The sequence below is a fragment of the Sphingomonas sp. CV7422 genome (assembly GCF_027945725.1).
In the GTDB taxonomy this organism is placed as follows: domain Bacteria; phylum Pseudomonadota; class Alphaproteobacteria; order Sphingomonadales; family Sphingomonadaceae; genus Sphingomonas; species Sphingomonas kyungheensis.
In genome coordinates this window covers 49922-75509 of the sequence record NZ_CP115900.1, presented here as the reverse complement: position 1 = coordinate 75509, position 25588 = coordinate 49922, and the positions used below count along the sequence as shown (strand labels likewise).

Sequence of the window (25588 nt, the reverse complement as noted above, 5' to 3'; positions counted from 1 at the left end):
CTTGGCTGGCGCCGTCCGTCGAGCCGCGCTATCGCAGCGGCCATGGTCGATTCCGCCTCCTCTCCGCTCGTCGTCGGCATCGGCGGTACCATCGGCGGCGTCTCGTCGACCGAGCGCGCGTTGCGCATCGCGCTCGATGCCGCCGAGCGCGAAGGCTTCCGCACGCGGATGTTCGGGGGCGCCGACATGGCGCGGCTGCCGCTCTACGACCCGCGCGCGACGCAGCGCACCGCCGACGAGGAGGCGTTCGTCGATGCGGTGCGGCAGGCATCGGCGGTGATCATCGCCAGCCCGGGCTATCACGGCAGCATCTCGGGCGTGGTCAAGAACGCGCTCGACCTGCTCGAGGAGACCGCCCGGGACGCGCGGCCGTATCTCGCCGACATGCCGGTCGGGCTGATCGCCACCGCTTATGGCTGGCAGGCGACCGGATCGACGATCGCGGCGCTGCGCTCGATCGTCCACGCGCTGCGCGGCTGGCCGACGCCGTTCGCCGCGGCGATCAACACACAGGTCACCAAGTTCGACGCCGAGGGCGGCGCCAGCGACCCCGCGGTGGTCGAGCAGCTCGGCCTGATCGGCCGGCAGGTGGCGCGCTTCGCACCGCTCGCGGCGGGCGAAGCCGTCGGCATGTGACATCGGTCGGGCGAAGCATCGAGCCAGCGGCGAGCCGATACGCCGATTCAAAGCCCTACTGACCACCCCGGCGAAGGCCGGGGCCCAGTTGGGACACGTTCGTTAGTCTTGACAAAGCTCCACCCAACTGGACCCCGGCCTGCGCCGGGGTGGTGCGGTGAGGATGAGCGTCGACTTTCGATTAGTCTCGGTTCTGCGGAAGCCTAGCGTCTCGGCAGCCGCAAGCCGGCGCGCGCGCCGATCGCCACGTCCCCGCCAAGCGACGGCCCTCAGGCGAACGCCGGCTCCGCCTCGACCAGCGTCCCCCCGAGCAGCCCCTGCCGCTTGGCGACGATCGTCGGGATCAGCGCCTGCCCCGCGACATTGACCGCGGTACGGCCCATGTCGAGGATCGGGTCGATCGCCAGCAGCAGCCCGGCGCCTTCGAGCGGCAGGCCGAGCGTCGACAGCGTCAGCGTCAGCATCACCAGTGCACCGGTCAGCCCCGCGGTCGCCGCCGAGCCGAGCACCGAGACCAGCACGATCAGCAGATAATCGACCCCGTGCAGCGGGATGTTGTAATATTGCGCGACGAACAGCGCCGCCACCGCCGGATAGACCGCGGCGCAGCCGTCCATCTTGGTCGTCGCGGCGAATGGCACCGCAAAGGCGGCATAGCTGCGCGCGACGCCGAGCCGCTCGACCACCTGCTCGGTCACCGGCAGCGTCGCGATCGACGAGCGCGAGACGAAGCCGAGCTGGATCGCCGGCCAGGCGGTGGCGAAGAACCGCCGCGGGCTGATCCCGTTGGCGAGCAGCAGCAGCGGATAGACGACGCCGAGCACCAGCGCGAGGCCGAGGTAGATGGCGATCGCGAAGGTGCCGAGCGCCGACAGCGACTGCCAGCCGTAGCGGACGATCGCACTGCCGAGCAGCGCACCGGTGCCGATCGGGGTGAGGCGGACGACCCAGCGCAGGATGCGGCGGAAGATCGCCAGCGCCGAAGCGTTGAACGCGAGGAAGGGCGCGCCCGCCTCACCGCTGCGCACCGCGGCGACGCCGATCGCGATCGCGACGACGATCAGCTGGAGGACGTTGAACGACAGGCCGGTCTTGGCCACGCCGTCGGTGAGCCGGGTCGAGGCTTCGAGGCCGAAGATGTTGGCGGGAACCAGACCGCGCAGGAAATCGAGCCACGATCCCGCGGTATCCGGCCGCACCGCCGCCGCGGCGCTGACCCCGGCATGCGCGCCCGGTTGCAGCAGGGTGCCGAGCGTCAGGCCGATGCTGACCGCGATCAGCGCCGATAGGCCGAACCACAGGAAGGTGCCGGCGACGAGCCGCGCGGCATTGTGCAGATCGCGCAACGCCGCGATCGACGCGACGATTGCGGTGAAGACGAGCGGCACGACCAGCGCCTTGAGCAACTGGACGAAGATGTCGCCGACGATCTTCAGCCCCTCGGCGAGACCGGCCAGGTCATAGCGGCGCGCGGCGAAGCCGAGCGCGAGGCCGATGGCCATGCCGATGAAAACCTGCACACCGAACGGGGGGCGGGTCATTGCGCGAGCGTCCTGTTCATCGCGGGCATGTAGGGGTGGCGACGGGCGCATGCGACGAAAGAATTGATCGTCGCGGGTAAAGGTAGGTTGGGGCGCCTGCGGCTGGAGCGCGGATGGAGGCGACCCCGTCGGTTGAGCTAGATACGGTCGCCGGGCCGCAGCGTCTCTTCCAGCACGCCGGCGGAGATCCGCGCGGGGCCGGCAAGACGGACGGGCTTGACGACCGCCTCATGGTCGCGCTGCGGCAGATAGGGCTGCAGCGGCCGCGGCAGGAGGATCGCATCGTCGCGCGCGCCCCGCATCAGCCCGTTGCCGAGCCGCTCGTAGAAGCGGCAGACGTCGCGCAATTCGGCGGGACCGGGGGCGAGGCGGTCGCCGAGCGGATAGCGGCGCAACGTCTCGCCCGCGGTGCCGCGCCAGCCAGCCGTCATCCCGTCGCCACCCGCTATGTCGGGGCGGCGGACCAGTCCGTTGCAATGGATCAGACAGGCGCTCGACCGGCCGAGCGCGAGCAGCCGCAGGCGGTCGGCACCCGCGGTCAGCGCAGGGCCGCCATAGTCGCGCAGCTTGTTGGCGGTATTGCGCTGCTCGCGATCGACTCTCTGCCCCGCCGAGCTGCCGAGCTCGTCGAGCAGCGTGTGGAGGAACCGATCGAGTTCGCGCAGGCAATTGGCGACGAAGCGCGCCCGCGGTCGCGCCGCGGCTCCATCGGGCCAATGTCCTGCCAGCATCGGCCGGTCGGCGAGCGCGGCGAGGAAGGTCGCGCCCCGGGTCAGCGTGGCGTGCGCCGCCGCTGCCCCCTGCAGCGGCGCGGCACGAAGCGGCCTCACGCCTGGGTAGCGACCGGATCGTCGGTTTCGGCGAGCACGCTGGCGGCGCGGGTCGCGGCGGCGCGCTGGTCGCGCATCGCCTCAGTGCGCTCGGCGCGGGCGGCCATCGCCTCCCATGAGCGGGCGGCGCGCTCGCACCGGTCGCGGACGTTGGCGAGATCGGCCTCGGAGGCGTTGCTGCGCTCCTGCACGGCCTGTTTGCGGAAGAATGTGGCGTCGCTCGACATCGGGTACCTCGTCAGCGGAAAGGAGAGGCAGGGAAGGGCGAGCGGCACGGCGTCAGGCCGGGTCGGTCCGTCGATATGCGACTGTTCGAGACACATAGATGGGGGCGGCACGGCCAGAAGGCAAGCCGCGCCGCCGGCGCCGGGCGGAGGGGGCCCGGCGACGACGGCGCGAAATACGCGCTTACTGGGTACGCCTTACCGGCGGCGGATCGCGATACGCCCGACCCGCCGCGACTGTTCAGCGCCGGCGGCGGGCCGCCGCGGTGGCGCCGAAACCGGCGGCACCGGCACCGATCACCAGCGCCAGCACGAGGAGGAAGGAGGTGCGCGACGCGGCGCCGGCGGCGGCGTCGGTCGCCTGCTTGGCGGTGGCGATCGCCTGCGTCTTGGTGCGGACGACATCGGCCTTGGCGCGGCTGACCTGCGCCTGCGCCTCGGGGCGGCTGATCTTGCGCTGCGCGGCGACGATGTCGACGACGCGCGCTTCGGCCTGAGCGCCGTCGCTGCCGCCGCGGGCCATCGCCGGCAATTGCTTGGCGATTTCCTTCTGCGCCTGCTCGGGCGTCATCTGCGCCGGGTCGGCCGGCGCGTTCGACAGATAGGCGGAGGCTTCGTCACGGACGTCGCCCGCGTCGACGCCGGCAATCTGCGCGGCGCGCGGTGCGGCGGCGCTGATGCCGCTGCCCGCCGCGCCGGCGACCGCGCCGACGGTGCGGAAGGCGCCGCCGATGATGCCGCCGACCGCCGAGGTGAGCAGATACAGCGTCAGGATCAGCGTCACGCCCCAGACGGTGAGGCCGTGGACGAGCGCATCGAACCGGTCGTGCGCGCTGCTGACGCGCGCCGCCGCATAGCCGCCGGCGCCGAGCGCGATCACCGTGGTGATCAGCCAATAGATCCCCGCGCCGATGCCGAAGCCGGCGGCGCCGGGCGTCGTCCCCTCGACCGGGTCGACCATCGCCAGACCAATGCCGGTGCCGAGGATGCCGAGCACGAGCTGCACCGCGATCGCGATGACCACCCCGGCGAACACCGCCCCCCACGACAGACGCTTGCCGCGCACCCCCGCCTGATCGGCCGGGAACGTCCCGGCCGTCGAATGTAAAGCCATATATACTCCTGTGGTTATTCTGGATCTTTGGGATCGGTCGGATCAGGCCGGTCGCGCTGCTCGGCGCGTCCCTTGCGCACCGCCGCATCGTCGCCGAGCAACTTGCCGATCGTCTCGTGCGCCGCGCCCTTGGCGGCGCGGGTCGTGGCCTTGACGGGGGGCTTGCTCATCCGCCGCGTCCCGGCCGCAGCGCGATCGCGCCGTCATCGAAGCCGCGCGCGCGTGCCCATGCGGCGGCGGCGGTGCGGCGGTTAACGCCGATCTTGGCGTAGATCCGCGCGACATGGTTGCGCACCGTATTGCCCGAGACGTCGAGCGTCCGTGCGATGCTCTTGTCGTCGAGCCCGCGGCAGATCAGCGCCAGCACCTCGCGCTCGCGCGCGGTGAGCGCGTCGAGGCCGGGGCCGTCGCTGTTGGCCTGCGGTGCGCGCAGCCGGGCGAGCTTGTCCATGATCGAGCGACTGAACCAGCTCGTATCCTTCATCACCGCCTCGATCGCCTCGACCAGTTCGAGTTCGGTCGCCTTGCGACGGGTGATGTCCTGGAACGCCCAGAGCAGGCAGGTCGCCTCGCCGACGGTGATCGTCTCGCTCGACACGACGCAGTCGATCGGATGGCCGTCCTGCGTGGTGATGCGCGCTTCGTGGTTGCGCAGGTCGCCGCCGGCGGCGAGCGCCGCCTCGACGCCGGCGCGCACCGTCTCGTCCGCCCACAGGCCGAGGTCGGCGAGCGATTGGCCGACGATCGCCTCGGCCTCATAGCCGGTGAGCGCCGCAAAGCTCGCGTTGATCTCGCACAGCACATGGCCGTCGCGCGCGCCGATCGCCATCGCGACGGGGGCGAGCTGGAAGGTGCGGGTGAAGCGTTCCTCGCTGTGGCGCAGCGCCGCTTCGGTGCGGCGCCGCGGCTCGAGGTCGGCGAAGGTGAACAGCATGCACGGCTGATCGTCGAGCTCGATCGGCTGGCCGGCGACGATCACCAGCCGCGTGCCGCCGCCGGGAAGCTGCAGCTCGGCCTCCATCTGCGGGATCGTCCGCCCCTCGCCGAGCCGCTGCTTGGCGAGGTCGCGGTCGCTCGCCGCGTGCAGCACGTCGATGTCGTAGACGGTGCGGCCGAGCACCGCCTCGCGCTCGACGCCGAGCATCTCGAGGAACCCCTGGTTGACCTTGACGAAGCGCAGGTCGGCGAGGCGGCAGATCACCGCGGGCGCCGGATTGGCGTTGAACGACTGTTCGAACCGCTCCTCCGCCTCGTAGCGCGCGGTGACGTCCTGTATGATCATCACGACACAGGTGGGCGCGTCCTCGTCGGCGTCGTTGAGCACCAGGCTGCGCACCTGATGGACCCAGCGCGCCTCCTCCTCGCCCGCCACCGTCACCTCGACGACGACCTCGGAGAAGGCCTCGCCGGCGACGACGCGCTCGATCGGATAATCGTCGGCGGCAAGGCGGTGGTTGTTGCGATAGCGCAGGCGGAACCCCGCACGATAATCGTCGACCGTCTCGCCCAGTTGGTCGAGCCGTTCGACGCCGTGCATCGCCAAGGCCGCATCATTCGCCCAGAGCAGGCTCTGGTCGGGGTCGATCAGGATCACGCCCTCGTCGAGCCCGGCGATGATCTGGCGCAGGTGACGCAGGTCGCTGGTCGCGCGCAGGCTTTTGGGCAGCGTCGACATCGCCGGGCGCGCGTCGCTCACCCGTGGCGGCCGTGGACCAGCCAGCCGAGCGCATAGCCGGCCGCGGCGGCGGCAAGCGCCGCCCAGACCGCCGGGTGATCGTCGAGGCTGCGTGCCGCGACGGCGCGGCCGTGCTGTGCCGCCTCGCCCGCGCGGTGGCCGGCATCGGTCAGCGCCTCGCGTGCCTTGTCGGCGAGCGGCGGGATCGCATCGGCCACATCGCCGACCTTCTCCTGGGCGCGGCCGTAGAGGTTCTCGGCGGCACCGGCGACCTGATCGACGATGCCGTCCGCCTGCCACTCGCGGCTGTCGGCCACGTCGCCGACCGCTTTCTCAACCTTGCCGCCGACATAGCGGGCGCCACCGTGCCATTCATGGGTGTTCATACGTTACTCCGGTCGCACGACCACCGGTCCGGCGCGACGGGCGACGGAGGCAGCCGGGCGGATTGCCGTGGTTGCAGGGATGCGGCCAAAGGGCCGTTATGGTCCTACAACCTGGGTTAAGCTGATAAGTTCCTGGTAGCTTTCGGCCGTCGGATGGAGCGGCTTGTACCATGAGGGGGTACAGACGCGGTTTGTGCGGCTCGGATGAGCCATGTCGCAAAACCGCGATGCAAACGTCATACGTCCGAAACGAACCGACCGCATCGGGCCCGGCAATGGTTCGCCATCAACGGGGGAAAATCTGATGTTCGTCACGTCCAAGGCCGCGCTGCGGCTGCTCGCCGCGAGCGCTTTGTCATCGACGCTGCTCGTCTCGCCGGCGCTCGCCGATCCGCAGGCGGTCGCCGCCGCGGCCAGTGCCGAACCGGCACAGACCGCCGACCAGCTCGGGGACATCGTCGTCACGGCCGAGAAGCGCCCGCAGAATGCGCAGAAGACGCCGATCTCGATCAGCGTGATGAGCGGCGACGACCTTGCCAACCGCCATGTCGTGTCGCTGGTCGACCTGGGGGACGGGGCGATCCCGTCGCTCAAGGTCGCGCCCTTCTACTCCCGCAATTCGGCACTGATCGTCAACATCCGCGGCGTCGGCGTGCTCGGCGACAGCAACCAGCCGGCGCGCGACCAGGGCGTCGGCGTCTATGTCGACGGCGTCTATCTCGGCCGGGCGCAGGGCCTCGGCACCGCCCTGTTCGATATCGACAATGTCGAAGTGCTGAAAGGACCGCAGGGAACGCTGTTCGGTCGCAACACTGAAGGCGGTGCGCTCAACATCGTCACCAAACGGCCGAGCGGCCATTTCCATCTCAATACGATCGCCGGCGTCAGCAATTATGGCGGAGCGAAGGGAGAGGTGCATCTCGATCTGCCGGCCGTCGCCGACCTCAGCGTCAAGATCGACGCGGTGGTCGCGCACCGCGGCCCGCTGGTACGCAATCCGCTCGACGGCGCGGACGGGTTCAACGCCTATGACAAGCGCGGCCTGCGCTACGAATTGCTGTGGAAGCCGGCGGCGGGATTCAGCGCCGATTATGCCTTCGACACTTCCTATGACGCGTCGACGCCGCTCTATCTGCAATTGCTCGCGCCGGGCAGCTACACGCAGGCGCCGCTCGGCGTGGTGCAGGGCCGGCGTGCCCGCAATGCCGCGGTCGGCGTGCCGCAGCAGCCGAGCATCGGCAAGGTCCGCGGCAACCAGCTGACGCTCGCCTATGAGCCGGCGGCGTCGCTGACCGTCAAGTCGATCAGCGCCTATCGCACGATGACGCAGACCCAATATGACAATGGCTCGGCATCGACGACGCTGTCCGCCAAGGACGGGGTCTTCACGACCAAGGACGCGCGGGGCAATACCATCCCCTGGGTCTTCGCCCGCTACAGCCTCGCCGATTTCCGCCAGAACCAGTTCAGCCAGGAAGTGCAGCTGATCGGCGACCTGCCGGACATCAAGTTCGTCGCCGGCGCGCTTTATTACCAGGAGCATGTCGAGGATAACGCCCGCGCCTTCTACACCGATCAGTGCAGCAATGCGCGGTGCACGGGCTATGTCATCCTGCCACCCAATTTCCGCACCGACGTGATCAATTATGCCGCGCTGCCGCTCGACTATACCGCGCAACGGATCGACCGGGCGAGCTATGTGACGACGCGCAGCATCGGCGCCTTCGGTCAGGCGACGTGGTCGCCGACGGCGCTCGACGATCGCGTCCATGTCACCGGCGGGCTGCGCTGGACGCGGGACAGCAAATTGGGAACCTTGCTGACCGTCAACGGCAAGCTGCCGGTCGACCGCGCCGGCGTGTCGCGGCAATTGCCGCTCGATGCGCATTGGGCGCGGATCGATCCGATGGTCAATGTCGCGGTCGATGCGACCCGCGACGTGCATGTCTACGGCAAGTGGAGCACCGGCTATAAGTCGGGCGGCGCCAATTCGCGCAGCCAGGAATATGATGCCTTCAATCCGGAAACGGTGTCGGTGTTCGAGATCGGCGCCAAGACCGAATTCCTCGATCATCGCGCGCGCTTCAACCTCGCCGCTTATGCCGGGACGTACAAGGACATCCAGGTCGACTTCCAGCGGCCCTATATCGACGGCAAGAACGGCGCGACGACGCGGACGACGATCGCGACGCTCAACGCGCCGGGCACCGGCGGCATTCATGGGCTGGAAGCGGAGCTGACCGTGCTGCCGGCGCGCGGGCTGACGCTGCACGGCAGCTATGCGCATACCTATGTACATATCCCTGCCGCGGTGAACCCCTATCCCAACGCCAAGGGCGACGTCAGCGCGCTCGCGGTGCCGATCTACCAGCCGTATACGCCGAGCGATTCGGCGAGCGTGGCGGTCGATTACGAAACGCCCGTGCCCGGCGCGACGCTGCGCGCGCATCTCGACGGCAATTACGATTCGGGCTTCTTCAGCGACTCGAAGGACCCGGTCTATGTCGGGCCGGGTGCCGCGGCGAACGTCTATCAGCCCAAGGGCGACAGTGCCGTCCTGGTCAACGGCACGCTCGGGCTGGCGGACATCGCGATGGGGCAGGGCGACGCCCGGCTCGCGGTGTCGCTATGGGCGCGCAACCTGCTGAACGAACAGCATGTCTTCTACAAATCGCTGGCGGTGACCACCGGCCTGTCCGGCTTCTATAACGAGCCGCGCACATTGGGCGTGCAGGCGCAGGTGACCTTCTGATGCGTCGGCGCGGCGTGATCGCGCTGGCGCTCGTCGCCATGGTGCACGCCGCGCCGGTGGCGCCGGCGCAGGCGCGCCCGGCACCGCCCGCCGGGCTGGTGTCGCAACGCCTGATCCCCTTGCAGGGCGGGCGCAATTTCCGCGATCTCGGCGGCTATCGCACCGCCGACGGGCGGCAGGTCCGCTGGGGGCTGCTCTACCGGTCGGGATCGATGCACGGGCTGACCGCGGCGGATTTCGCCGAGCTGCGCCGGCGCGGCATCCGCACCGTCTGCGATCTGCGCGACAGCCGCGAACGCGGCGCGGAGCCGGTGGCATGGCCCGCGCCGGCGCCGCGGGTGCTGAGCGACGATTATGCGCTCGACATGGCGGACTGGCTTCCCGCCGGGCCGATGCGGGGCTGGACGGCGGAGGCGGCACGCGCGGCGATGACCGCCAGCTATCCGCGGCTGCTCGACCAGTTCCGCGGCCAGTATCGGCGGATGTTCGCCGAATTGCTCGCCGGCCATGTGCCGCTCGCCTTCAATTGTTCGGCGGGCAAGGATCGCACCGGCGTCGCCGCGGCGCTGCTGCTCACCGCGCTGGGCGTGCCGCGCGAAACGGTGATCGCGGATTATCTGCTCACCAACCGCTATCTCGATGCCGCGACGCTTGCCGCCGCTCCGGCGAGCGCCGGCTGGTCGCAGCTGCCGCCGGGAGTGCTGACGGCGATGACCGCGGCGGACCGGCGCTATATCGAAGCGGCGCTGGCGGTGCTCGACCACCACCCGGGTGGCGCAACCGGGTGGTTGCATGAGGCGATGGGGCTGAGCGACGCGGATCTCACACGGCTGCGTCTGTTGTGCCTCGAGTAAGGCGCGCGCCGGCCCGACCGAGCGGCTGACGCGCCGCCACCAGCAGCAGCGCCAGCGCCGCCGCCGCCGTCGCCGCGCCCGCCAGTGCCACCGCGGGCAGGCCGAGCCCGGCGGCGATCACCCCGCCGCCCAAGGCCGCGCCGATCGCATTGCCGAGGTTGAACGCGCCGATGTTCATCGCCGAGGCGAGATTGGGCGCCTCGCCCGCCGCCGCCATCACCTGCATCTGCAAGGGCGGCACGGTCGCGAAGCTGGCGATGCCCCAGACCAGGATCGCGGCGGCGGCGGTGAGCGGGGCGTGCATCAGCCAGGCGAAGGCGAGCAGCACCAGCGTCAGCAGCCCGAGCATCGCGGCGAGCGCGCGCGTCACCGATCGGTCGGCGAGCCGACCGCCGATCATGTTGCCGATCGTCGCGCCGACGCCGAACAGCATCAGCGAGACCGTGACCATCGCGGTCGAGGCATGGGCGACGTCGCGCAGGATCGGCACGATATAGGTGAAGACGGTGAACACCCCGCCGAAGCCGAGCGTGGTCAGCGCCAGCGCGAGCAGCACGCGCGGGCGACCGAGCACGCGCAGCTCGGCGGCGAGGTCCACCCCCGCCGGCGCGGGCAGCGGCGGCAGGGCGAGGCGCAGCGCCGCCATCGCCACCGCGCCGATCGCGGCGATGCCGGCGAAGGCGGGACGCCAGCCGATCGTCTCGCCCGCCCAGGTGGCGAGTGGCACGCCGCCGATCGTCGCCACCGTCAGCCCGGTGAACATCGCCGCGACCGCGCCGGCGCGTCGCTCGGGCGGCACCAGCCCCGCCGCGACCACCGCGCCGACGCCGAAGAAGGCGCCGTGGTTGAACGCGGTGACGACGCGCGCCGCCATCAGCAGCGCATAGCCGCCGGCGAGCGCGGACAGCGCGTTGCCGAGCGTGAAGATCGCCATCAGCGCGATCAGCAGCGTGCGGCGATCGAGCCGCGCGGTGGTCAGCGTCATCAGTGGCGCGCCGACCAGCACGCCGAGCGCATAGGCGCTGACCAGCAGGCCCGCCGAGGGGATCGAGACGTGCAGGTCGGCGGCGATCACGGGCAGCATGCCCATCGGCGCGAATTCGGTGACGCCGATGCCGAAGGCGCCGATCGCCAGCGCGAACAGGCCGGGATTGAGCTTCATGACGGATCTCCGCTCAGATCAGCCGCGGCGCGAGGCGGGCGAAGCCCTCCTGCTGGCGGTAGGGCGTGTGGGGATAGGGTGGGAGCTGGTCGCTGGCGGCGTCGAGCGTCGCGATCTGTTCCGGATTGAGCGCCCAGCCGACCGCGCCGAGATTGTCGCGCAGCTGCGCCTCGTCGCGCGCGCCGATGATCACCGAGGCGACCGTCGGCCGTCGCAACAGCCAGTTGAGCGCGACCTGCGGCACCGTCCGCCCGGTCTCGGCGGCGACCGCCTCGAGCGCATCGACGACGCGGTAGAGATGCTCGTCCGCGACCGGCGGCGCGAAGGCGGCGGTGTCATGCAGGCGGCTGCCCGCGGGGATCGGGCGATCGCGACCGATCCTGCCCGTCAGCCGGCCCCAGCCGAGCGGGCTCCACACCAGAGCGCCGACGCCCTGGTCGGCGGCAAGCGGCATCAGCTCCCACTCATAGGCGCGGCCGATCAGCGAGTAATAGACATGATGCGCGACCAGCCGCGGCCAGCCGTGGCGATCCGCGACCGCTTGGGCCTTCATCAGCTGCCAGCCGGGATAGTTGGAGACGCCGGCGTAGCGGACCTTGCCCGCGGCGATCAGCCGGTCGAGCGTCGCCATCAGCTCCTCGGCCGGGGTGTGCGCGTCATAGGCGTGGAGCTGGAGCAGGTCGATGTGATCGGTGCCGAGCCGCCGCAACGAGTCCTCCACCGCGCGGATCAGCCGCGCGCGCGAGGCGCCCCAGTCCTGCGGACCGTCGCCCATCGGCAGGCCGGTCTTGGTCGAGACCAGCACCGCTTCGCGCCGGCCCTTGATGGCCGCGCCGAGCACCTCCTCCGACGCGCCGTCCGAGTAGACGTCGGCGGTGTCGAACAATGTGACGCCCGCGTCGAGGCAGATGTCGAGCAGGCGGCGCGCCTCGGCGGCGTCACTCTGCCCCCAGGCGCCGAAGAAGGCGCCCTTGCCGCCGAAGGTCGCGGTGCCGAACGACAGCGCCGGCACGCGCAGCCCCGACGATCCGATTTGCCGATAGTCCATCATCCACCTTTTGCTGTCCGTTCCGAAGCGGCTAGGTGGCGCAGGAGAAGGCGGTGGAGAACCGCCGCGGCAGGCGAAGGATCTGTGCGATGGATGCAAAGCTGGCGGGTGGCAGTGACCGGGCGCGCGCGCTGGCGCTGTTCGTCACCGTGGTCGAGGCGGGGAGTTTCTCCGCCGCCGCCCGCACCTTGGCGCTGACGCCCTCGGCGGTGGCGCGTGCGGTCGACCGGATCGAGGCGCGGCTCGGCGTGCGGCTGCTGCTGCGCTCGACGCGCGCGCTGACGCTGACCGCGGAGGGGCAGGCCTATCTGCTCGCGGCGCGGCGCATCCTCGCCGACCTCGACGATGCCGAGCAGCAGATCGCCGACCAGGGCAGCCCGCGCGGGCGGCTGCGCGTCTCTGCGGCGTTGTCGCATGGGCGGCTGTGCGTCGTGCCGCTGCTCGGCGACTTCGCGCGCGCCTATCCACACATCCTGATCGACATCGCGTTGACCGACACGTTGGTCGACGTCGCGGCGGGGCAGGCGGACGTCGCGGTGCGCTTCGGCCCGCTCGCCGACAGCGCGCTGACCGCGCGCAAGATCGGCCAGAGCGGGCGCGTCATCGTCGCCGCGCCCGACTATCTCGCGCGCCATGGCATGCCGGCGGTGCCGGAGGACCTGCACGCGCACAACTGCCTCAACTTCAGCTTCCGCCGCGCCGAGCCGACCTGGCCGTTCCGCCGCGACGGTGGCGACTTCACCCTGTGCGTCGAGGGCGGGATCGTCGCCAACAACGGCGAGACGCTGGGTCAGCTCGCCGCGGCGGGCGTCGGCGTGGCGCGGGTCGGGCGGTTCAGCGTCGAGCGCGAGATCGCCGACGGGCGGCTGGTGGCGCTGCTCGAGGACTATAATCCCGGTGACATCGAGCTGATCCAGGCGGTGTTCGTCGGCGGCGCGCACCTGCCGGCGCGGGTGCGCGTGTTCGTCGACTTCCTCGCCGAGCGGTTGGCCGGCTGATGCCGCTATAAGGCTAAAGGGGGCGGCATGTGCCGCGATCGCCGAGGGAGGTGACGATGGCAGATGAGGGGTTGCGCGCGGGCCGCGACCGATGCGGAACGCGGGCATGACGCGTTTCGTCGACGGCGAGCGCGCGGAGAGCCGCGGCGACCGGCTGACCGAGGCGGCGCTCGCGATCCTGGTCAACCGCCGCTCGCGTTACGGACTGCTGCCGACCGAATTGTTCGGCGAATGGCCGTGGGAGATGCTGCTCACCCTGTTCATCGCCGATGCCGCCGGCAAGCCGCTGACCGGCGGCATGGTCGCCGCGAATCTCGCCTGCTCGGGGCCGACGGTGGCGCGGTGGTTGCAGCATCTGACGCGCAGCGGGTTGGTGCTGCCCGCCGATGCGACGCTCGACGATACGATCGTGCTCGCCCCCGCCGCAGTGACCGCGATCGAAATCTATCTCGCGACGACGATCCGCACGGTGCAATTGCTCACCGAGTGAGGCGCCGGGCGGCTTGCCACCGCCGTTGCCGCCCCCATGTTGGCGACATGAGTGATGATCTGTTGCGCCTGGGCCTGCTCGATGACGAGGATATCGTTCTCGACCACGCCGCGCTGGCGCTTGCGCTGCTCGACCACGCCGAAGGCGACGACGATCCGGCGCGGGCGGTGATCGATGCCGTCGCCGACCGGCTCGACGAACTCGCCCCCGTCGCGCGCGACGCGCAGACCCAGGCCGAGGTCCTGGCGCAGGTGTTCGCCGACGAATTCGGTTTCAGCGGTGATTCGGACAGCTATGACGATCCCGCCAACGCTGATCTGATCCAGGTGATCGCACGGCGGCGCGGGCTGCCGGTCAGCCTGTCGATCCTCTACGTCGCCGCGGCGCGGCGGCTCGGCTGGAGCGCGCATGTGCTCGACGTGCCCGGCCATGTGCTGGTGCTGATCGGCGGCGAGGCCGCGCCGGTGATGATCGATCCGTTCCGCGACGGCCGCTTCGTCGATGCCGCCGAACTCGCCGCGATGGTGCAGGGCGTGGCGGGCGGTCGCGCGCCGGCGGTGAGCCATGTCGCGGCGATGCCGAATCGCGCGGTGCTGGTGCGGCTGCTGCTCAACCAGGCGACGCGTGCCGAGGCGGCGGGGGCGGCGCGGCGGGCGCTGATCCTCTACCGGCGGATGACGGTGGTCGCGCCCGATTACGGCCACGGCTGGTGGGAGCGCGCCCGGCTCGAACTCGCCGACGGCGACGTCACCACCGCGCGCAGCAGCCTCGCCGCGATGCTGGAGATCACCCGCGACACCGCGCTGCGCATGCGGATCGCGACGCTGCTCGCCTCGCTCGCGGCGGTCTAGGGCGTCCGGACGGACGTCCCGTCGGTTTCATGATGTCTGGGAAGACTGGAGCGGGCGAAGGGATTCGAACCCTCGACCCCAACCTTGGCAAGGTTGTGCTCTACCCCTGAGCTACGCCCGCTCTGGCGCCTTGAAACGGCTGCTCTGGCGAGCCACCGTTTGGGTGAGGCGCGCCACTAGCAGCGCTCTGCGAGGGCTGCAACAGCAAAGACGAAAAAAGCGCGAATGATTTCGCATCTGGCGGATGCGACGGGTGAACATTAGAAGAACGGGGGTGAGCGACTCATCCGCCTCGCGCTGTCTCGCGCTCGTTTTCCCGTGGCTCGCGGTCGATCGGCTGCGGCTGACGCGGCCGCATCTGTTTGCCGGGCGCGCGGCGGCGCCGGTCGCCTGCGTCGAGGGCAAGGGCGCGGCGCAGCAGATCAGCGCGATCGATGCGGCGGCGGCGCGGCTCGGGCTGACGGTGGGTGCGACTTTGGTCGAGGCGCTGCGGCTGGCGCCCGATCTCGAGACGTTTCCCGCTGATCCGCACGCCGACATGGACTGGCTCGACCGGCTTGCCGAGGAGGCGAGCCGCTATGGCGATGCGCTGGCGATGCCGCCGGACGCGGTGGTAGTGGTGATTCGCGGCGCGGACGAGCGGGCGCTGCTCGCCGAGGTCGAGGCGCGGCTGGCGCGGCGCGGCGTCGCGGCGCGGGTGGCGCTCGGCGATACGCCTGCGATCGCCTGCGCCCTCGCCCGCCATGCCGGTGCGCCGGCCCCCGACGAGACGCGCGCAGTGCGCCGCCTGCCGGTCGCGGCGCTGGGGCTCGAGGCGGAGACGGCGGCGGCGCTCACCGCGGCGGGGCTGCGCACGATCGGCGAGGTGATGGCGCGGCCGGCGCGTGAGCTGGCGGCGCATTTCGGTGCGGAGGTCATCACGGCGCTGCACGCGCTCGATGCGCCGGCGCGGCCCTGCATGCGGCGGGCGGTGTCGTCGCTCGACCGGCGCTTCGACGCGCCGCTCGCCGGGGAGGCGGTGGCGGCGGCGCTCGCGGCTCTGGCGGACGAGGCGGCGGCGATGCTGGCGGCGCGCGGGCAGGGCGGGCGACGCTGGCAGGCCTGGCTGTTCCGGTCCGACGGGCCGGTGCGACGGCTGCACGCGGAAAGCGAGGCGGCGCGCGATGTCGCGTCGGTGACGCGTCGTCTCGCCGAGCAGGTCGGGACTGGCGGGGCCGGAATCGATCCGGGCTATGATCTCGTGCGGCTGGAGGTGACGCTCGCCGACCGGCTCGATGCGGCGCTGCTGCGGCTCGATGGCGGCGACGCAGGGGCCCCGGTGCCGCCGGCCCGCCGCAAGGCGCGTGGCGGCGGGCGGTTGGTCGACGGGCAGGCCGAGCTGCTGCTGCTGCCCGCCGCCGCGCCGGTGGGGGCGATCGCCGAGAGCGACGCGCGGCCGATCCATCTGTTCGACCCGCCGCAGCGGATCGAGGGCGTGCTCGATTCGCCCGAGGGCGCGCCGCTGCGCTTCCGCTGGCGCCGGCGCGTGCATGACGTCGCACGCGCCGCCGGGCCGGAGCGGATCGCGGGCGAATGGTGGCGGCACGACGCCGCCGGACTGCGCGATTATTACCGCATCGAAGATCGCCGCGGCCGCCGCCTGTGGATCTTCCACGCCGCCGACGAGGGTGCGCGGGCGTGGTACGTGCATGGCGTGTTCGCCTGAGGGGGGCGTGCGCGATCGTCGCGTTCCGCAGGTAGATGTCGCGCGGAGGCGCGGAGGGCGCGGAGGGGAGCGGCGAGACGTTCGGATCGTCTTCGGCGAATCAGGTGGGTCTTGGGTGGCCACGTTCATGGTGGGGCGTCTGCTAACGACTGCGCCGCAGCGAGCGGTCGGCTTGATCAGCAGCGATACGCCGGCGGCACGCTCGGCCTCACCCAAAAGTGCGTCGTCACCCCGGACCTGTTCCGGGGTCCATCGTGCCGCGACAATACCGTCTTCCGCACATGCGGAACCGTGGATGCCGGAACATGTCCGGCATGCCAGAGAGTGTGTTGCAGAGGTCTCGTCGAAGTGGACGTGGCGCGCGTGACCCACTTGGTCGTTGGTCGCGCGGAGCGAAGGCGGTTTGGCTCGCCGGGCCCAAGGCCATCGCGAGCCAGTCCGACGCCGGCCCCGGGCGGTGGCTCTCCGCGCCCCCGCGCCTCCGCGTGAACCCATCCGGTGCCGTCGCCTGAGACAGCACGCGCTGCAATACGGGCTGCACCCTCTGCACTCTCCGTGCGCACCAACGATCCGCCCGCAGGCGCCGTCAGTGCGTCCGGCCGAAATCCGGTTTGGCGTCGTCCTGGCCCTGTTCGATGATCGAGCGGCGGATCGCGCGGGTGCGGGTGAACAGGTCGAACAACTGGTCGCCGTCGCCCCAGCGGATCGCGCGTTGCAGCATCGTCACGTCTTCGGTCAGGCGCTGGAGGATCTCCAGCACCGCCTCGCGGTTGTTGAGGAAGACGTCGCGCCACATCACCGGGTCGGAGGCGGCGATGCGGGTGAAGTCGCGAAAGCCGCCGGCGGAGAATTTGATCACCTCGCTCTGCGTCACGCCTTCGAGGTCGCTGGCGGTGCCGACGATCGAATAGGCGATGAGGTGCGGCACGTGGCTGGTCACCGCGAGGACGAGGTCGTGGTGGCGCGGCGTCATGATCTCCACTTGCGCGCCGAGCGCCTCCCAGAACGCCCGCAGCCGCGCGACCGGTGCCTCGGCGGTGCCCTCCTCGGGCGTCAGGATGCACCAGCGGCCGCGGAACAGCGTCGCGAAGCCCGCTTCCGGCCCGCTATGCTCGGTGCCGGCGACCGGATGGCCGGGGACGATCGTCGCCTGTGGCAGCACCGCGCGCAGCGCCGCGATCACGCTCGCCTTGGATCCGCCGACATCGCTGACGATCGCCTCGGCGGGCAGGTCGTCGGCGAACTCCGCGGCGACCGCGCCCATCGCGCCGACGGGGACGCAGAGCATCACCAGATCGGCATCGATCACCGCCGCGCCGGCGCTGTCGGCGACATCGTCGGCCAGATCAATGCGCACCGCGGTGGCGCGTACCGCGGGATCGGCGTCATAGCCGGTGATCCGCACCGTCGGCATCGCCTGCCGCACCGCGCGGGCGACCGACGAGCCGATCAGCCCGAGGCCGATGATCGTGACGCGCGCGAAGGGCAGCATCAGCCGGCGCGCTCGACCTCGGCGCGCAGCACCGCGACCACGTCGCGCATCTCGCTCTCGCTGCCGATGGTGATGCGCAGCGCCTGCGGCAGGCCCTGGCCGGGCAGCCAGCGCGTCGCATAGCCCGCCGCCATCAGCGCCTTATAGCCATCCTCCGCGGTGAGCAGGCCCTCGAACAGCACCAGCACGAAATTGGCCTTGCTCGGCACCGCGCGCAGGCCGGGGATGGCATCGACCTGATCGCTGAACCACTGCCGCCACGTGCGGTTGTGCTCGCGGCTGTGCGCGACGAACGCGTCGTCGCCGAGCGCGGCGATCGCCGCCGCCTGCGCGCCGATGCTGAACGCGAAGGGCGCGCGGATGCGATGCATCGCCGCGATGATCTCGGGCGCGGCATAGCCCCAGCCGACGCGTTCGGAAGCGAGCCCGAAGATCTTGGAGAAGGTGCGCGTCACCAGCACGTTGGACGCGGTGCGCGCGAGTTCGAGGCCGCCGTCGTCATCCTCGGGATCGAGATATTCGGTATAGGCCTGATCGAGCACCAGCAGCACCGAGGCAGGCAGGCCGGCGTGCAGCCGCGCGATCTCCGCAGCCGTCGCATAGGTGCCGGTCGGGTTGTTGGGATTGGCGACGAAGACGACCTTGGTCCGCTCGGTGACCGCGGCGAGGATCGCGTCGACGTCGGTGGCATAATCGCGGTCGGCGACGATCACCGGCGTCGCGCCGACGCGGCGCGTCGCGATCTCATAGACCGCGAAGCCGTAGCGGACGTGGATGATCTCGTCGCCCGGCCCGGCGAAGGTGCCGGCGGCGAGGTGGAGCACCTCGTCCGATCCGGTGCCGTAGATCAGCCGCTCCGCCTCGACGCCGTAATGCGCGGCGAGCGCGGCGCGCAGGTCGACCGCGGCGGCGTCCGGATAGCGTTCGAGGTGATCGGCGGCGGCGCGATAGGCGGCGCGCGCCGGCTCGGGCGTGCCGAACGGATTTTCGTTGGACGAGAGTTTGACGACCTTGCGGCCGTCCTCGCTGGTGGCGCGGCCGGGAACATAGGGCGCGATTCCGAGAATCCACGGCTTGGGAGCAGGTGCGGTCATGCGCGTGGCTGTAAGCGGGAATGGCGGGCAAGCCAATCCTGTGGCCTGCACCGGCTCTGCGCCTTGCGCGCACAAACCGCCTGCACCCGTGCCCAGAGACGGCGGTTGTATTGTCGGGCGCAGCGCCGTAGCGACCGGGGGATGACCGCGGATGACCGTTTCGGATGCAATCGGCTGGCGACGCTGCCGGGGCCGCTGCGACTCGACGGCGGCGTGCTGCTGTCGCCGGTCGAGATCGCCTATGAGACCTATGGCACGCTCGCGGCGGACGGTGGCAATGCGATCCTCGTCTGCCATGCGCTGACCGGTGACCAGCATGTCGCCTCCGCGCATCCCCGCACCGGCAAGCCGGGCTGGTGGACGCGGCTGATCGGGCCGGGCAAGCCGATCGATCCGGCGCGCGACTTCGTCATCTGCTCCAACGTGATCGGCAGCTGCATGGGATCGTCCGGGCCGGCGAGCGTCAATCCGGCGACCGGGCGGCCGTGGGGGATGCGCTTTCCGGTCATCACCATCCGCGACATGGTGCGCGCGCAGGCGATGCTGCTCGATCATCTCGGCGTCGCGCGGCTGAAGGCGGTGGTCGGCGGATCGATGGGCGGTATGCAGGCGCTGAGCTGGGCGGCGACCTTTCCCGATCGCGTCGCGGCGGCGGTGGTGATCGCCTCGACCGCGCGCCATTCGGCGCAGAACATCGCCTTCCACGAGGTCGGGCGACAGGCGATCATGGCCGACCCCAAGTGGAACGGCGGCGACTATTATGGCGGCGAGCCGCCGGCCGCCGGCCTCGCGGTGGCGCGGATGGCGGCGCATATCACCTATCTGTCGGAGGCCGGGCTCACCGAGAAGTTCGGCCGCCGGCTACAGGCGCGGGAGGCGAAGAGCTTCGGCTTCGACGCCGACTTCCAGGTCGAAAGCTATCTGCGCCACCAGGGGCTGAGCTTCGTCGACCGGTTCGACGCCAATTCCTATCTCTACATCACCCGCGCGCTCGATTATTTCGACCTTGCCGAGGAACATGGCGGGCTGCTCGCCAACGCCTTCCGCGGCGGCACGACGCGCTTTTGCTTGGTCAGCTTCGATACCGACTGGCTGTATCCGACCCTCGAATCGCGCAACATCGTGCAGGCGCTCAACGCCGCCGGCGCGCCGGTCAGCTTCGTCGAGCTGACGAGTCCCTATGGCCATGACGCCTTCCTGCTCGACGCGCCCGAGATGAACCGCGTGGTCGACGGCTTCCTGCGCGGCGGGCGATGAGCATGCTGCGCCCCGATCTTGCGGTGATCGCCGATCATGTCGCGCCGGGCAGTCGCGTGCTCGACATCGGCTGCGGCGACGGCGCGCTGATGGCGGCGTTACGCGACGCGCATGGCTGCGACGCGCGCGGACTGGAGATCGATCCCGGCAACGTCGCCGCGGCGGTGGCGCGCGGCCTGTCGGTGATCCAGGGCGATGCCGACGTCGATCTCGCCGGCTATCCCGACCAGAGCTTCGACTATGCGATCCTCAGCCAGACGTTGCAGACCGCGCGCGCGCCCGACGTGGTGCTCGACCATCTGCTGCGCATCGGCCGGCGCGCCTTCGTCAGCTTTCCCAATTTCGCGCAATGGCGGGTGCGCGTGTCGTTGCTGTGGGGCGGGCGGATGCCGGTGACGCGGCAATTGCCCGAACAATGGTATGACACCCCCAACATCCACCATGTCACGATCGACGATTTCCGCGCCTTCCTGCGCGACCGGCGGATCACGGTCGAGGGGGCATGGTTTCTGTCGGGCGATCGCCAGCGCAGTTCGGCGGCGGCCAATCTGCTCGCCCAGCATGCGATATTCCTGCTGCGACGCTAAAGGTCGGTTCATTTCGGACGTAACAGGGTTAAGGCGGGAACAATCCGGTGGAACAGAGGTTTGGCCTTGCCAATACCGGGACGTACGATGACCAAGACCGTGCTGATTGTCGAAGACGAGATTTTCGTGGCACTCGACCTCGAGCGTATCCTGCTCGACGCGGGCTATACGGTCGCGGGTATCGCTGCCGACACCACGAGCGCGCTCGCCGCGGCGCCGCAATGCGGCTTCGCCTTCGTCGACGTCAACCTGCGCGACGGGGCGACCGGACCGGGGATCGCTGAGCAGATCGCCCGCGAACATGGCGTCAAGGTGGTGTTCGTCACCGCCAACCCGGCACAGATCGACAAGGGGCTCGACTGCGCGCTCGGTTATATCCGCAAGCCGTTCAGCGAGGCAGCTATTCTTGCCGCGGCGGCCTATGCGGCCGATGGGCAGAAGCCCGCCAACGACGATATCGTCGTGACCGAACGGGATCGCGCCTAGCTCAGTCCCGCCGGAAGGCGGCGAGCGGCACCGTCACCGTCATCACCAGACCTTCGGGCTGCCAGTCGCGACGGATGCTGCCGCCGAGCTGCCGCACCGCGGACAGTTCGATGAGCTGACTGCCGAAGCCGTCGGCACCGGTGGGCGGGGTCACTTCCGGGCCACCGCGTTCGGTCCAGCACAGCTCGGCCGTGTCGGCGCCGCGCCGGATGCTGACCTCTACCGTGCCGGCGTCGGTGCCGAGCGCGCCATATTTGGTCGCATTGGTGGCGAGCTCATGGAACAGCAGCGCGAGCGGTGTCGCCGAGCGGTCGTCGATGGCGATCTCGTCGCCGGTGATGCGGATCGGCGGCGCGTCGTCGCGGCGATAGGGTTCGAACAATTCGCCGAGCAGGCCGTGCAGACTGTCCTGCTGCGCGTTCGGCCGCGACTGGGGGCTGTGCGGGCGGACGAAGTCATGCGCGCGGCCGAGCGCGGTGATCCGCTCGCGCAGGTCGGCCGCGATCGGCGCGAAGCCCGGCTTGCTGCGCGCGGCGAACGAGATGAGTCCCGAGATCACCGCGAAGATGTTCTTGATCCGGTGCGACAGCTCCTGGCTGATCAGCTCGCGTTCGTGCAGTGCCAGTTTCTGTTCGTGGATGTCGGTGCAGGTGCCGAACCAGCGGGTGACCTGCCCGGCGGCGTCGCGGATCGGGAGGGCACGGCCGAGCACCCAGCGATAGGTGCCGTCGAAATGGCGCAGCCGATATTCGATCTGATAGGGATCGCCGCTGGCGAGCGACTGCCGCCAGACCGCCCAGGCGCGCGCCTGATCGTCGGGGTGGAAGACGTCGTTCCAGCCCTCGCCGTCGGTCGAGCCGGGCGGCGTGCCGGTGAATTCATACCAGCGCGCGTTGTAATAATCGTGATAGCCGTCGGGCAGCGTCGACCACACCATCTGCGGCATCGTATCGGCGAGCGTGCGGAAGCGATCCTCGCTGTCGGTGAGCTGGCGGCGTGTCGCGCGCTCGGTCGCCCGCCAGGCCGCCGCGTCGCGGCTGTCGCGCAGCCGCGCCATGACATTGTCGGCGAGCACGCGCAGCCCCTGGCGCTGCAATGCCGTGAGTCCCCGACGCGGAATCGTGTCGATCACGCATAGCGAGCCGAGCGGCACGCCGTCGTCCGAGACGAGCGGTGCCCCGGCATAGAAGCGCAGGTGCAGATCGCCGGTGACGAGCGCATTGTCGATGAAGCGCGGATCCTGCGTCGCGTCGGGCACGACCATGATATCCGGTTGCAGCATCGCATGCTGACAGAAGGACATCTCGCGCGGCGTCTCGGTCAGCGTCAGCCCGGTGCGCGCGAGGAAGACCTGTTCGTGCTCCTCGACCAGGCTGACCAGCGCGACCGGCGTGCCGCACAATGCCGCAGCGAAGTCGGTGATCTGGCGCAGCGCCGCGCCGTCGCGCAGCGAGTCGAGATCATAAGCCTCGATCGCGGCGCGGCGTGTCGCCTCGTCGACGCACCAGCCGGCTGCCGGCGTGGCGCAGGACAGGGATGCAGGATCGCTCAGAACGGCACGTCATCGTCGAGATCGTCGGCGAAGCCTCCCGTCTGGCCGAAGCTGCCGCCGCCGCGGCTGCCGCCCGACGCGCCGCCGGTCCGGTTGCCGCCGCCATAGCCGCCGCCCGACGCACCGCCGAAGTCACCGCCACCATAATCGTCGCCGCCGCGGCTACCGCCGCCGCCGGCGCCGCCGCCCTGGCCGCCGCCGGGACCGTCGAGCATCGTCAGCACGCTGTTGAAGCCCTGCAGCACGATCTCGGTCGAATATTTGTCGTTGCCCTGCTGGTCCTGCCATTTGCGCGTCTGCAACGCGCCTTCGATATAGACCTTGGAGCCCTTGCGCAGGAAGCGCTCGGCGACATTGGCCAGCCCTTCGTTGAAGATCGCGACCGAATGCCATTCGGTCTTCTCCTTGCGCTCGCCGCTGTTCTTGTCCTTCCAGGATTCGGACGTCGCGATGCGCAGGTTGACCACCTTGCCGCCGTTCTGGAACGACCGCGATTCGGGGTCGCGCCCCAGGTTGCCGACGAGAATGACCTTGTTGACGCTACCCGCCATGAACTGCCCCGAAAATGCCTACAGGCCGGCGAACACCGCCAGCCAATATGTGATCCCGGCCATGATGTAGGCGGCGGCGAACAAATAGCCAACCATGAACAGCGGCCATTTCCAGCCGTTGGTCTCGCGCCGGGTCACCGCGATCGTCGAGATGCACTGCGGCGCGAAGACGAACCACATCAGAAAGGCGAGCGCGGTCGGCAGCGTCCAGCGGCCGCGGATCTGGTCGGTGATACGGTCGGTGCCGCCGTCCTTGTCGTCGATCGCATAGACGGTGCCGATCGCCGACACCGCGACCTCGCGCGCCGCCATCGCCGGCAGCAGCGCCAGCGCGATGTCGCGGTTGAAGCCGATCGGCTTGACGACATATTCGATGCCGTGGCCGATGCGCCCGCCGACCGAATAGTCGACCGGGCTGATCCCGCTGCCCTCGGGCGGCTTGGGGAAGCTGAGCAGCAGCCACAGCACCACCGTCGTCGCGGCGATGATCGTGCCGGCGCGCTTGAGGAAGATCACTGCGCGCTGCCACAGGCCGAGCAGCACGTCGCGCAGCAGCGGCACCTGATATTTCGGCATCTCCATCATGAAGCCCGACGAGGCGCCCTTGGTGACGGTGCGTCGCAGCACCAGCGCCGCGACATAGGCACCGGCGATGCCGATGACGAGCAGCCCGAACATCACCACGCCCTGCAACCGCACGAAGGGCAGCAGCGGCGTGTTGGGGATCATCGCGCCGATGATGAGGGTGTAGACCGGCCAGCGCGCGCTGCACGTCATCAGCGGCGCGATCAGGATCGTCGTCAGCCGGTCCTTCTCGTCCTCGATCACCCGCGTCGCCATGATCCCCGGCACCGCGCAGGCGAAGCTCGACAGCAGCGGGATGAAGGCGCGGCCCGACAGGCCGACCGTCGCCATCAGCCGGTCCATCAGGAACGCCGCGCGCACCATATAGCCGGAGGATTCGAGGATCAGGATGAACAGGAACAGGATCAGGATCTGCGGCAGGAAGACGATCACCGCGCCGACCCCGGCGATCAACCCGTCGGTGAGCAGCGAGCGCAGGAAGCTGTCGGGCATCGCCGCCTTGATCGCGCCCTGCAAGGCGGCGAAGCCGGCGTCGATCGCATCGGCCGGCACCGCCGCCCAGGTGAACACCGCCTGGAACATGACGAACAGGATCGAGACGAGCAGCAGCGGCCCGGCGATCGGGTGCAGCGCGACCGCGTCGAGCCAGTTCGCCCAGCGCCGCGCCGCGGTTTCCGATACGGTGGCGGCGGCGGCGATCTGGCGCGCGCGGCGTTGCAGCGCGACGATATCGTCCTGCGTTCCCGCGCCCGCCGCCGCGGGACGCGCGGCGCTGCCGATCGCATCCGCCACCATCGCGCGCAGATCGTCGAGCCCGCGCCGCCGGACCGCGACGGTCGGCACCACCGGCACGCCGAGTTCACGGGCGAGCACGGCGGCATCCAGAGTCAGCCCGTCGCGCTCGGCGAGGTCGACCATGTTGAGCGCCACCACCACCGGCAGGCCGAGTGCGATCAGTTGGAGCGTGAAGCGCAGATGATTGTCGAGATTGGCGGCATCGACCACCACGACCAGCGCGTCCGGTCGCCGTTCGAGCGTGCTCGCGCCGGTGACGACGTCGCGGGTGACGCGCTCGTCGGGGCTGGACGGTTCAAGGCTGTAGGCGCCGGGCAGGTCGATCAGCTCGACCGGTCGTCCGTCATCGAGCACCCAGCGGCCCGAATGGCGTTCGACGGTGACGCCGGGATAATTGCCGACCTTCTGCCGCGCGCCGGTCAGCGCGTTGAACAGCGCGCTCTTGCCGGCATTAGGATTGCCGACCAGCGCGACCAGCGGGGCTGCATGCACGATTAGTCGGCGGTGGCTGGCGCCACGTGCACCGCGCCGGCGACCGCGCGACGCAGCGCCACGGTCATCCGGCCGATCCGGCAGGCGATCGGCCCGCTGCCCAGCGAGGCGCGATGCAGCACCTCGACCGGCACGCCCTCATCGAAGCCGAGTTCGCGCAACCGTCGCGCTTCGGGCAGCGCGAGACGGGTCCAGTCGATCGCCGCGACCGTCGCGCGCTGACGGCGCGGCAGGGAGACGAGGTCGAGGGCAGGAACGACGGTGCGCGACATATCCATGATGCAAGTGATTATCATTTACCCAGGGGGGAGTAAAGTGGCGGTGGCCGCATTCGACCGATGGAAAGCGTCCGGTGGACGATTAATCTTTTATAGAGGCGTGAGCGGGAAGGGCAGTCGAAGGCAGCGGCTTTTTCTACCGGCTCCGATCGC

Annotated in this window: 25 protein-coding genes and 1 tRNA gene; 10 read left to right on the top strand and 16 right to left on the bottom strand. The window is 70.2% G+C overall.

Annotation, left to right across the window (positions count from 1 at the left end):
• Nucleotides 1-42 precede the first annotated feature (42 nt).
• A complete protein-coding gene (locus PBN85_RS00395; protein ID WP_271299787.1) occupies nucleotides 43-636 on the top strand; it encodes an NADPH-dependent FMN reductase in 594 nt (197 codons plus the stop codon).
• A gap of 269 nt (nucleotides 637-905) precedes the next feature.
• Here the strand turns inward: PBN85_RS00395 and PBN85_RS00390 are convergent, their stop codons facing one another.
• The 7 genes from PBN85_RS00390 to PBN85_RS00360 all read right to left on the bottom strand — a co-directional run bounded on the left by PBN85_RS00390 (nucleotide 906) and on the right by PBN85_RS00360 (nucleotide 6406).
• A complete protein-coding gene (locus PBN85_RS00390) occupies nucleotides 906-2177 on the bottom strand; it encodes a dicarboxylate/amino acid:cation symporter (protein ID WP_271299786.1) in 1272 nt (423 codons plus the stop codon).
• A gap of 137 nt (nucleotides 2178-2314) precedes the next feature.
• Nucleotides 2315-3007, bottom strand: coding sequence for a hypothetical protein (locus tag PBN85_RS00385; protein ID WP_037536026.1), 693 nt, complete (start codon nucleotides 3005-3007; stop codon nucleotides 2315-2317).
• Entirely contained in the window at nucleotides 3004-3234 is a 231-nt protein-coding gene (locus PBN85_RS00380; protein ID WP_037536030.1) for a hypothetical protein, read from the bottom strand. The genes PBN85_RS00385 and PBN85_RS00380 overlap by 4 nt, the downstream gene beginning before the upstream one ends.
• A 238-nt stretch (nucleotides 3235-3472) precedes the next feature.
• On the bottom strand, nucleotides 3473-4345 hold the full coding sequence (locus tag PBN85_RS00375; RefSeq protein ID WP_271299785.1) for a hypothetical protein: 873 nt from the start codon (nucleotides 4343-4345) through the stop codon (nucleotides 3473-3475).
• A gap of 14 nt (nucleotides 4346-4359) precedes the next feature.
• Complete coding sequence (locus PBN85_RS00370) at nucleotides 4360-4515, bottom strand: hypothetical protein (RefSeq protein WP_271299784.1); 156 nt, start codon at nucleotides 4513-4515, stop codon at nucleotides 4360-4362.
• The gene (locus PBN85_RS00365; protein WP_443026754.1) at nucleotides 4512-6041 is read right to left on the bottom strand and encodes a PAS domain S-box protein; all 1530 of its coding nucleotides are present in this window, start codon (nucleotides 6039-6041) and stop codon (nucleotides 4512-4514) included. The genes PBN85_RS00370 and PBN85_RS00365 overlap by 4 nt, the downstream gene beginning before the upstream one ends.
• A complete protein-coding gene (locus tag PBN85_RS00360; RefSeq protein ID WP_271299783.1) occupies nucleotides 6038-6406 on the bottom strand; it encodes a CsbD family protein in 369 nt (122 codons plus the stop codon). Before PBN85_RS00360 ends, PBN85_RS00365 begins: the two co-directional genes overlap by 4 nt.
• 304 nt (nucleotides 6407-6710) lie before the next feature.
• On the opposite strand from PBN85_RS00360, the gene PBN85_RS00355 reads away from it, so the two are divergent.
• Together PBN85_RS00355 and PBN85_RS00350 are read left to right on the top strand one after the other, a co-directional pair.
• Nucleotides 6711-9158, top strand: coding sequence for a TonB-dependent receptor (locus tag PBN85_RS00355; protein ID WP_271299782.1), 2448 nt, complete (start codon nucleotides 6711-6713; stop codon nucleotides 9156-9158).
• Nucleotides 9158-10012, top strand: coding sequence for a tyrosine-protein phosphatase (locus PBN85_RS00350; RefSeq protein WP_271299781.1), 855 nt, complete (start codon nucleotides 9158-9160; stop codon nucleotides 10010-10012). The genes PBN85_RS00355 and PBN85_RS00350 overlap by 1 nt, the downstream gene beginning before the upstream one ends.
• Here PBN85_RS00350 and PBN85_RS00345 read toward each other — a convergent pair.
• Together PBN85_RS00345 and PBN85_RS00340 are read right to left on the bottom strand one after the other, a co-directional pair.
• Nucleotides 9981-11174, bottom strand: coding sequence for an MFS transporter (locus PBN85_RS00345; RefSeq protein WP_271299780.1), 1194 nt, complete (start codon nucleotides 11172-11174; stop codon nucleotides 9981-9983). The genes PBN85_RS00350 and PBN85_RS00345 overlap by 32 nt on opposite strands.
• A gap of 13 nt (nucleotides 11175-11187) precedes the next feature.
• Complete coding sequence (locus PBN85_RS00340) at nucleotides 11188-12222, bottom strand: aldo/keto reductase (RefSeq protein ID WP_271299779.1); 1035 nt, start codon at nucleotides 12220-12222, stop codon at nucleotides 11188-11190.
• 89 nt (nucleotides 12223-12311) lie between these two features.
• Between PBN85_RS00340 and PBN85_RS00335 the strand changes: the two genes are divergently transcribed.
• From PBN85_RS00335 to PBN85_RS00325, 3 genes are all read left to right on the top strand, one after another.
• Entirely contained in the window at nucleotides 12312-13220 is a 909-nt protein-coding gene (locus PBN85_RS00335; RefSeq protein ID WP_271299778.1) for a LysR family transcriptional regulator, read from the top strand.
• 106 nt (nucleotides 13221-13326) lie between these two features.
• Nucleotides 13327-13710: a hypothetical protein gene (locus PBN85_RS00330; RefSeq protein WP_271299777.1), complete on the top strand. Its 384-nt coding sequence runs from the start codon at nucleotides 13327-13329 to the stop codon at nucleotides 13708-13710.
• 47 nt (nucleotides 13711-13757) lie between these two features.
• A complete protein-coding gene (locus tag PBN85_RS00325; RefSeq protein ID WP_271299776.1) occupies nucleotides 13758-14561 on the top strand; it encodes a transglutaminase-like domain-containing protein in 804 nt (267 codons plus the stop codon).
• Between the two features lie 46 nt (nucleotides 14562-14607).
• Here the strand turns inward: PBN85_RS00325 and PBN85_RS00320 are convergent.
• Nucleotides 14608-14682 (bottom strand) — tRNA-Gly (locus PBN85_RS00320).
• A gap of 153 nt (nucleotides 14683-14835) precedes the next feature.
• On the opposite strand from PBN85_RS00320, the gene PBN85_RS00315 reads away from it, so the two are divergent.
• Complete coding sequence (locus PBN85_RS00315; protein WP_271299775.1) at nucleotides 14836-16266, top strand: DNA polymerase Y family protein; 1431 nt, start codon at nucleotides 14836-14838, stop codon at nucleotides 16264-16266.
• Between the two features lie 586 nt (nucleotides 16267-16852).
• Here PBN85_RS00315 and PBN85_RS00310 read toward each other — a convergent pair.
• Nucleotides 16853-17758 (bottom strand): prephenate/arogenate dehydrogenase family protein, encoded by a 906-nt coding sequence (locus PBN85_RS00310; protein WP_271299774.1) that lies wholly within the window; start codon nucleotides 17756-17758, stop codon nucleotides 16853-16855.
• A complete protein-coding gene (gene hisC, locus PBN85_RS00305) occupies nucleotides 17758-18852 on the bottom strand; it encodes a histidinol-phosphate transaminase (protein ID WP_271299773.1) in 1095 nt (364 codons plus the stop codon). Before hisC ends, PBN85_RS00310 begins: the two co-directional genes overlap by 1 nt.
• Nucleotides 18853-18993: 141 nt before the next feature.
• On the opposite strand from hisC, the gene metX reads away from it, so the two are divergent.
• The 3 genes from metX to PBN85_RS00290 all read left to right on the top strand — a co-directional run bounded on the left by metX (nucleotide 18994) and on the right by PBN85_RS00290 (nucleotide 21182).
• Nucleotides 18994-20109, top strand: coding sequence for a homoserine O-acetyltransferase MetX (metX, locus tag PBN85_RS00300; RefSeq protein ID WP_271299772.1), 1116 nt, complete (start codon nucleotides 18994-18996; stop codon nucleotides 20107-20109).
• Complete coding sequence (gene metW, locus PBN85_RS00295) at nucleotides 20106-20696, top strand: methionine biosynthesis protein MetW (RefSeq protein WP_037536051.1); 591 nt, start codon at nucleotides 20106-20108, stop codon at nucleotides 20694-20696. The genes metX and metW overlap by 4 nt, the downstream gene beginning before the upstream one ends.
• A gap of 87 nt (nucleotides 20697-20783) precedes the next feature.
• Nucleotides 20784-21182: a response regulator gene (locus PBN85_RS00290; RefSeq protein WP_037536052.1), complete on the top strand. Its 399-nt coding sequence runs from the start codon at nucleotides 20784-20786 to the stop codon at nucleotides 21180-21182.
• Between the two features lies 1 nt (nucleotide 21183).
• Here PBN85_RS00290 and PBN85_RS00285 read toward each other — a convergent pair whose 3' ends face one another.
• From PBN85_RS00285 to PBN85_RS00270, 4 genes are read right to left on the bottom strand one after another with little or no spacing between them, the layout of a single operon-like run.
• A complete protein-coding gene (locus PBN85_RS00285) occupies nucleotides 21184-22716 on the bottom strand; it encodes a PAS domain-containing protein (RefSeq protein WP_271300805.1) in 1533 nt (510 codons plus the stop codon).
• A gap of 14 nt (nucleotides 22717-22730) precedes the next feature.
• The gene (gene ssb, locus PBN85_RS00280; protein ID WP_037536055.1) at nucleotides 22731-23285 is read right to left on the bottom strand and encodes a single-stranded DNA-binding protein; all 555 of its coding nucleotides are present in this window, start codon (nucleotides 23283-23285) and stop codon (nucleotides 22731-22733) included.
• An 18-nt stretch (nucleotides 23286-23303) separates the two neighbouring features.
• On the bottom strand, nucleotides 23304-25157 hold the full coding sequence (gene feoB / locus PBN85_RS00275) for a ferrous iron transporter B (RefSeq protein ID WP_271299771.1): 1854 nt from the start codon (nucleotides 25155-25157) through the stop codon (nucleotides 23304-23306).
• A 2-nt stretch (nucleotides 25158-25159) separates the two neighbouring features.
• The gene (locus tag PBN85_RS00270) at nucleotides 25160-25435 is read right to left on the bottom strand and encodes a FeoA family protein (protein WP_037536060.1); all 276 of its coding nucleotides are present in this window, start codon (nucleotides 25433-25435) and stop codon (nucleotides 25160-25162) included.
• Between the last annotated feature and the right edge of the window lie 153 nt (nucleotides 25436-25588).

Bases quoted from the DNA above. Each gene is read 5' to 3' on its own strand.
- PBN85_RS00310 (WP_271299774.1), bottom strand. From the start codon at position 17,758: ATGCTGCCCTTCGCGCGCGTCACGATCATCGGCCTCGGGCTGATCGGC.
- PBN85_RS00360 (WP_271299783.1), bottom strand. From the start codon at position 6,406: ATGAACACCCATGAATGGCACGGTGGCGCCCGCTATGTCGGCGGCAAG.
- PBN85_RS00270 (WP_037536060.1), bottom strand. From the start codon at position 25,435: ATGGATATGTCGCGCACCGTCGTTCCTGCCCTCGACCTCGTCTCCCTG.
- PBN85_RS00390 (WP_271299786.1), bottom strand. From the start codon at position 2,177: ATGACCCGCCCCCCGTTCGGTGTGCAGGTTTTCATCGGCATGGCCATC.
- PBN85_RS00395 (WP_271299787.1), top strand. From the start codon at position 43: ATGGTCGATTCCGCCTCCTCTCCGCTCGTCGTCGGCATCGGCGGTACC.
- PBN85_RS00380 (WP_037536030.1), bottom strand. From the start codon at position 3,234: ATGTCGAGCGACGCCACATTCTTCCGCAAACAGGCCGTGCAGGAGCGC.
- PBN85_RS00370 (WP_271299784.1), bottom strand. From the start codon at position 4,515: ATGAGCAAGCCCCCCGTCAAGGCCACGACCCGCGCCGCCAAGGGCGCG.
- ssb (WP_037536055.1), bottom strand. From the start codon at position 23,285: ATGGCGGGTAGCGTCAACAAGGTCATTCTCGTCGGCAACCTGGGGCGC.
- PBN85_RS00355 (WP_271299782.1), top strand. From the start codon at position 6,711: ATGTTCGTCACGTCCAAGGCCGCGCTGCGGCTGCTCGCCGCGAGCGCT.
- PBN85_RS00375 (WP_271299785.1), bottom strand. From the start codon at position 4,345: ATGGCTTTACATTCGACGGCCGGGACGTTCCCGGCCGATCAGGCGGGG.
- hisC (WP_271299773.1), bottom strand. From the start codon at position 18,852: ATGACCGCACCTGCTCCCAAGCCGTGGATTCTCGGAATCGCGCCCTAT.
- PBN85_RS00330 (WP_271299777.1), top strand. From the start codon at position 13,327: ATGACGCGTTTCGTCGACGGCGAGCGCGCGGAGAGCCGCGGCGACCGG.
- PBN85_RS00325 (WP_271299776.1), top strand. From the start codon at position 13,758: ATGAGTGATGATCTGTTGCGCCTGGGCCTGCTCGATGACGAGGATATC.
- PBN85_RS00345 (WP_271299780.1), bottom strand. From the start codon at position 11,174: ATGAAGCTCAATCCCGGCCTGTTCGCGCTGGCGATCGGCGCCTTCGGC.
- PBN85_RS00290 (WP_037536052.1), top strand. From the start codon at position 20,784: ATGACCAAGACCGTGCTGATTGTCGAAGACGAGATTTTCGTGGCACTC.
- metX (WP_271299772.1), top strand. From the start codon at position 18,994: ATGACCGCGGATGACCGTTTCGGATGCAATCGGCTGGCGACGCTGCCG.
- PBN85_RS00340 (WP_271299779.1), bottom strand. From the start codon at position 12,222: ATGGACTATCGGCAAATCGGATCGTCGGGGCTGCGCGTGCCGGCGCTG.
- PBN85_RS00335 (WP_271299778.1), top strand. From the start codon at position 12,312: ATGGATGCAAAGCTGGCGGGTGGCAGTGACCGGGCGCGCGCGCTGGCG.
- PBN85_RS00350 (WP_271299781.1), top strand. From the start codon at position 9,158: ATGCGTCGGCGCGGCGTGATCGCGCTGGCGCTCGTCGCCATGGTGCAC.
- metW (WP_037536051.1), top strand. From the start codon at position 20,106: ATGAGCATGCTGCGCCCCGATCTTGCGGTGATCGCCGATCATGTCGCG.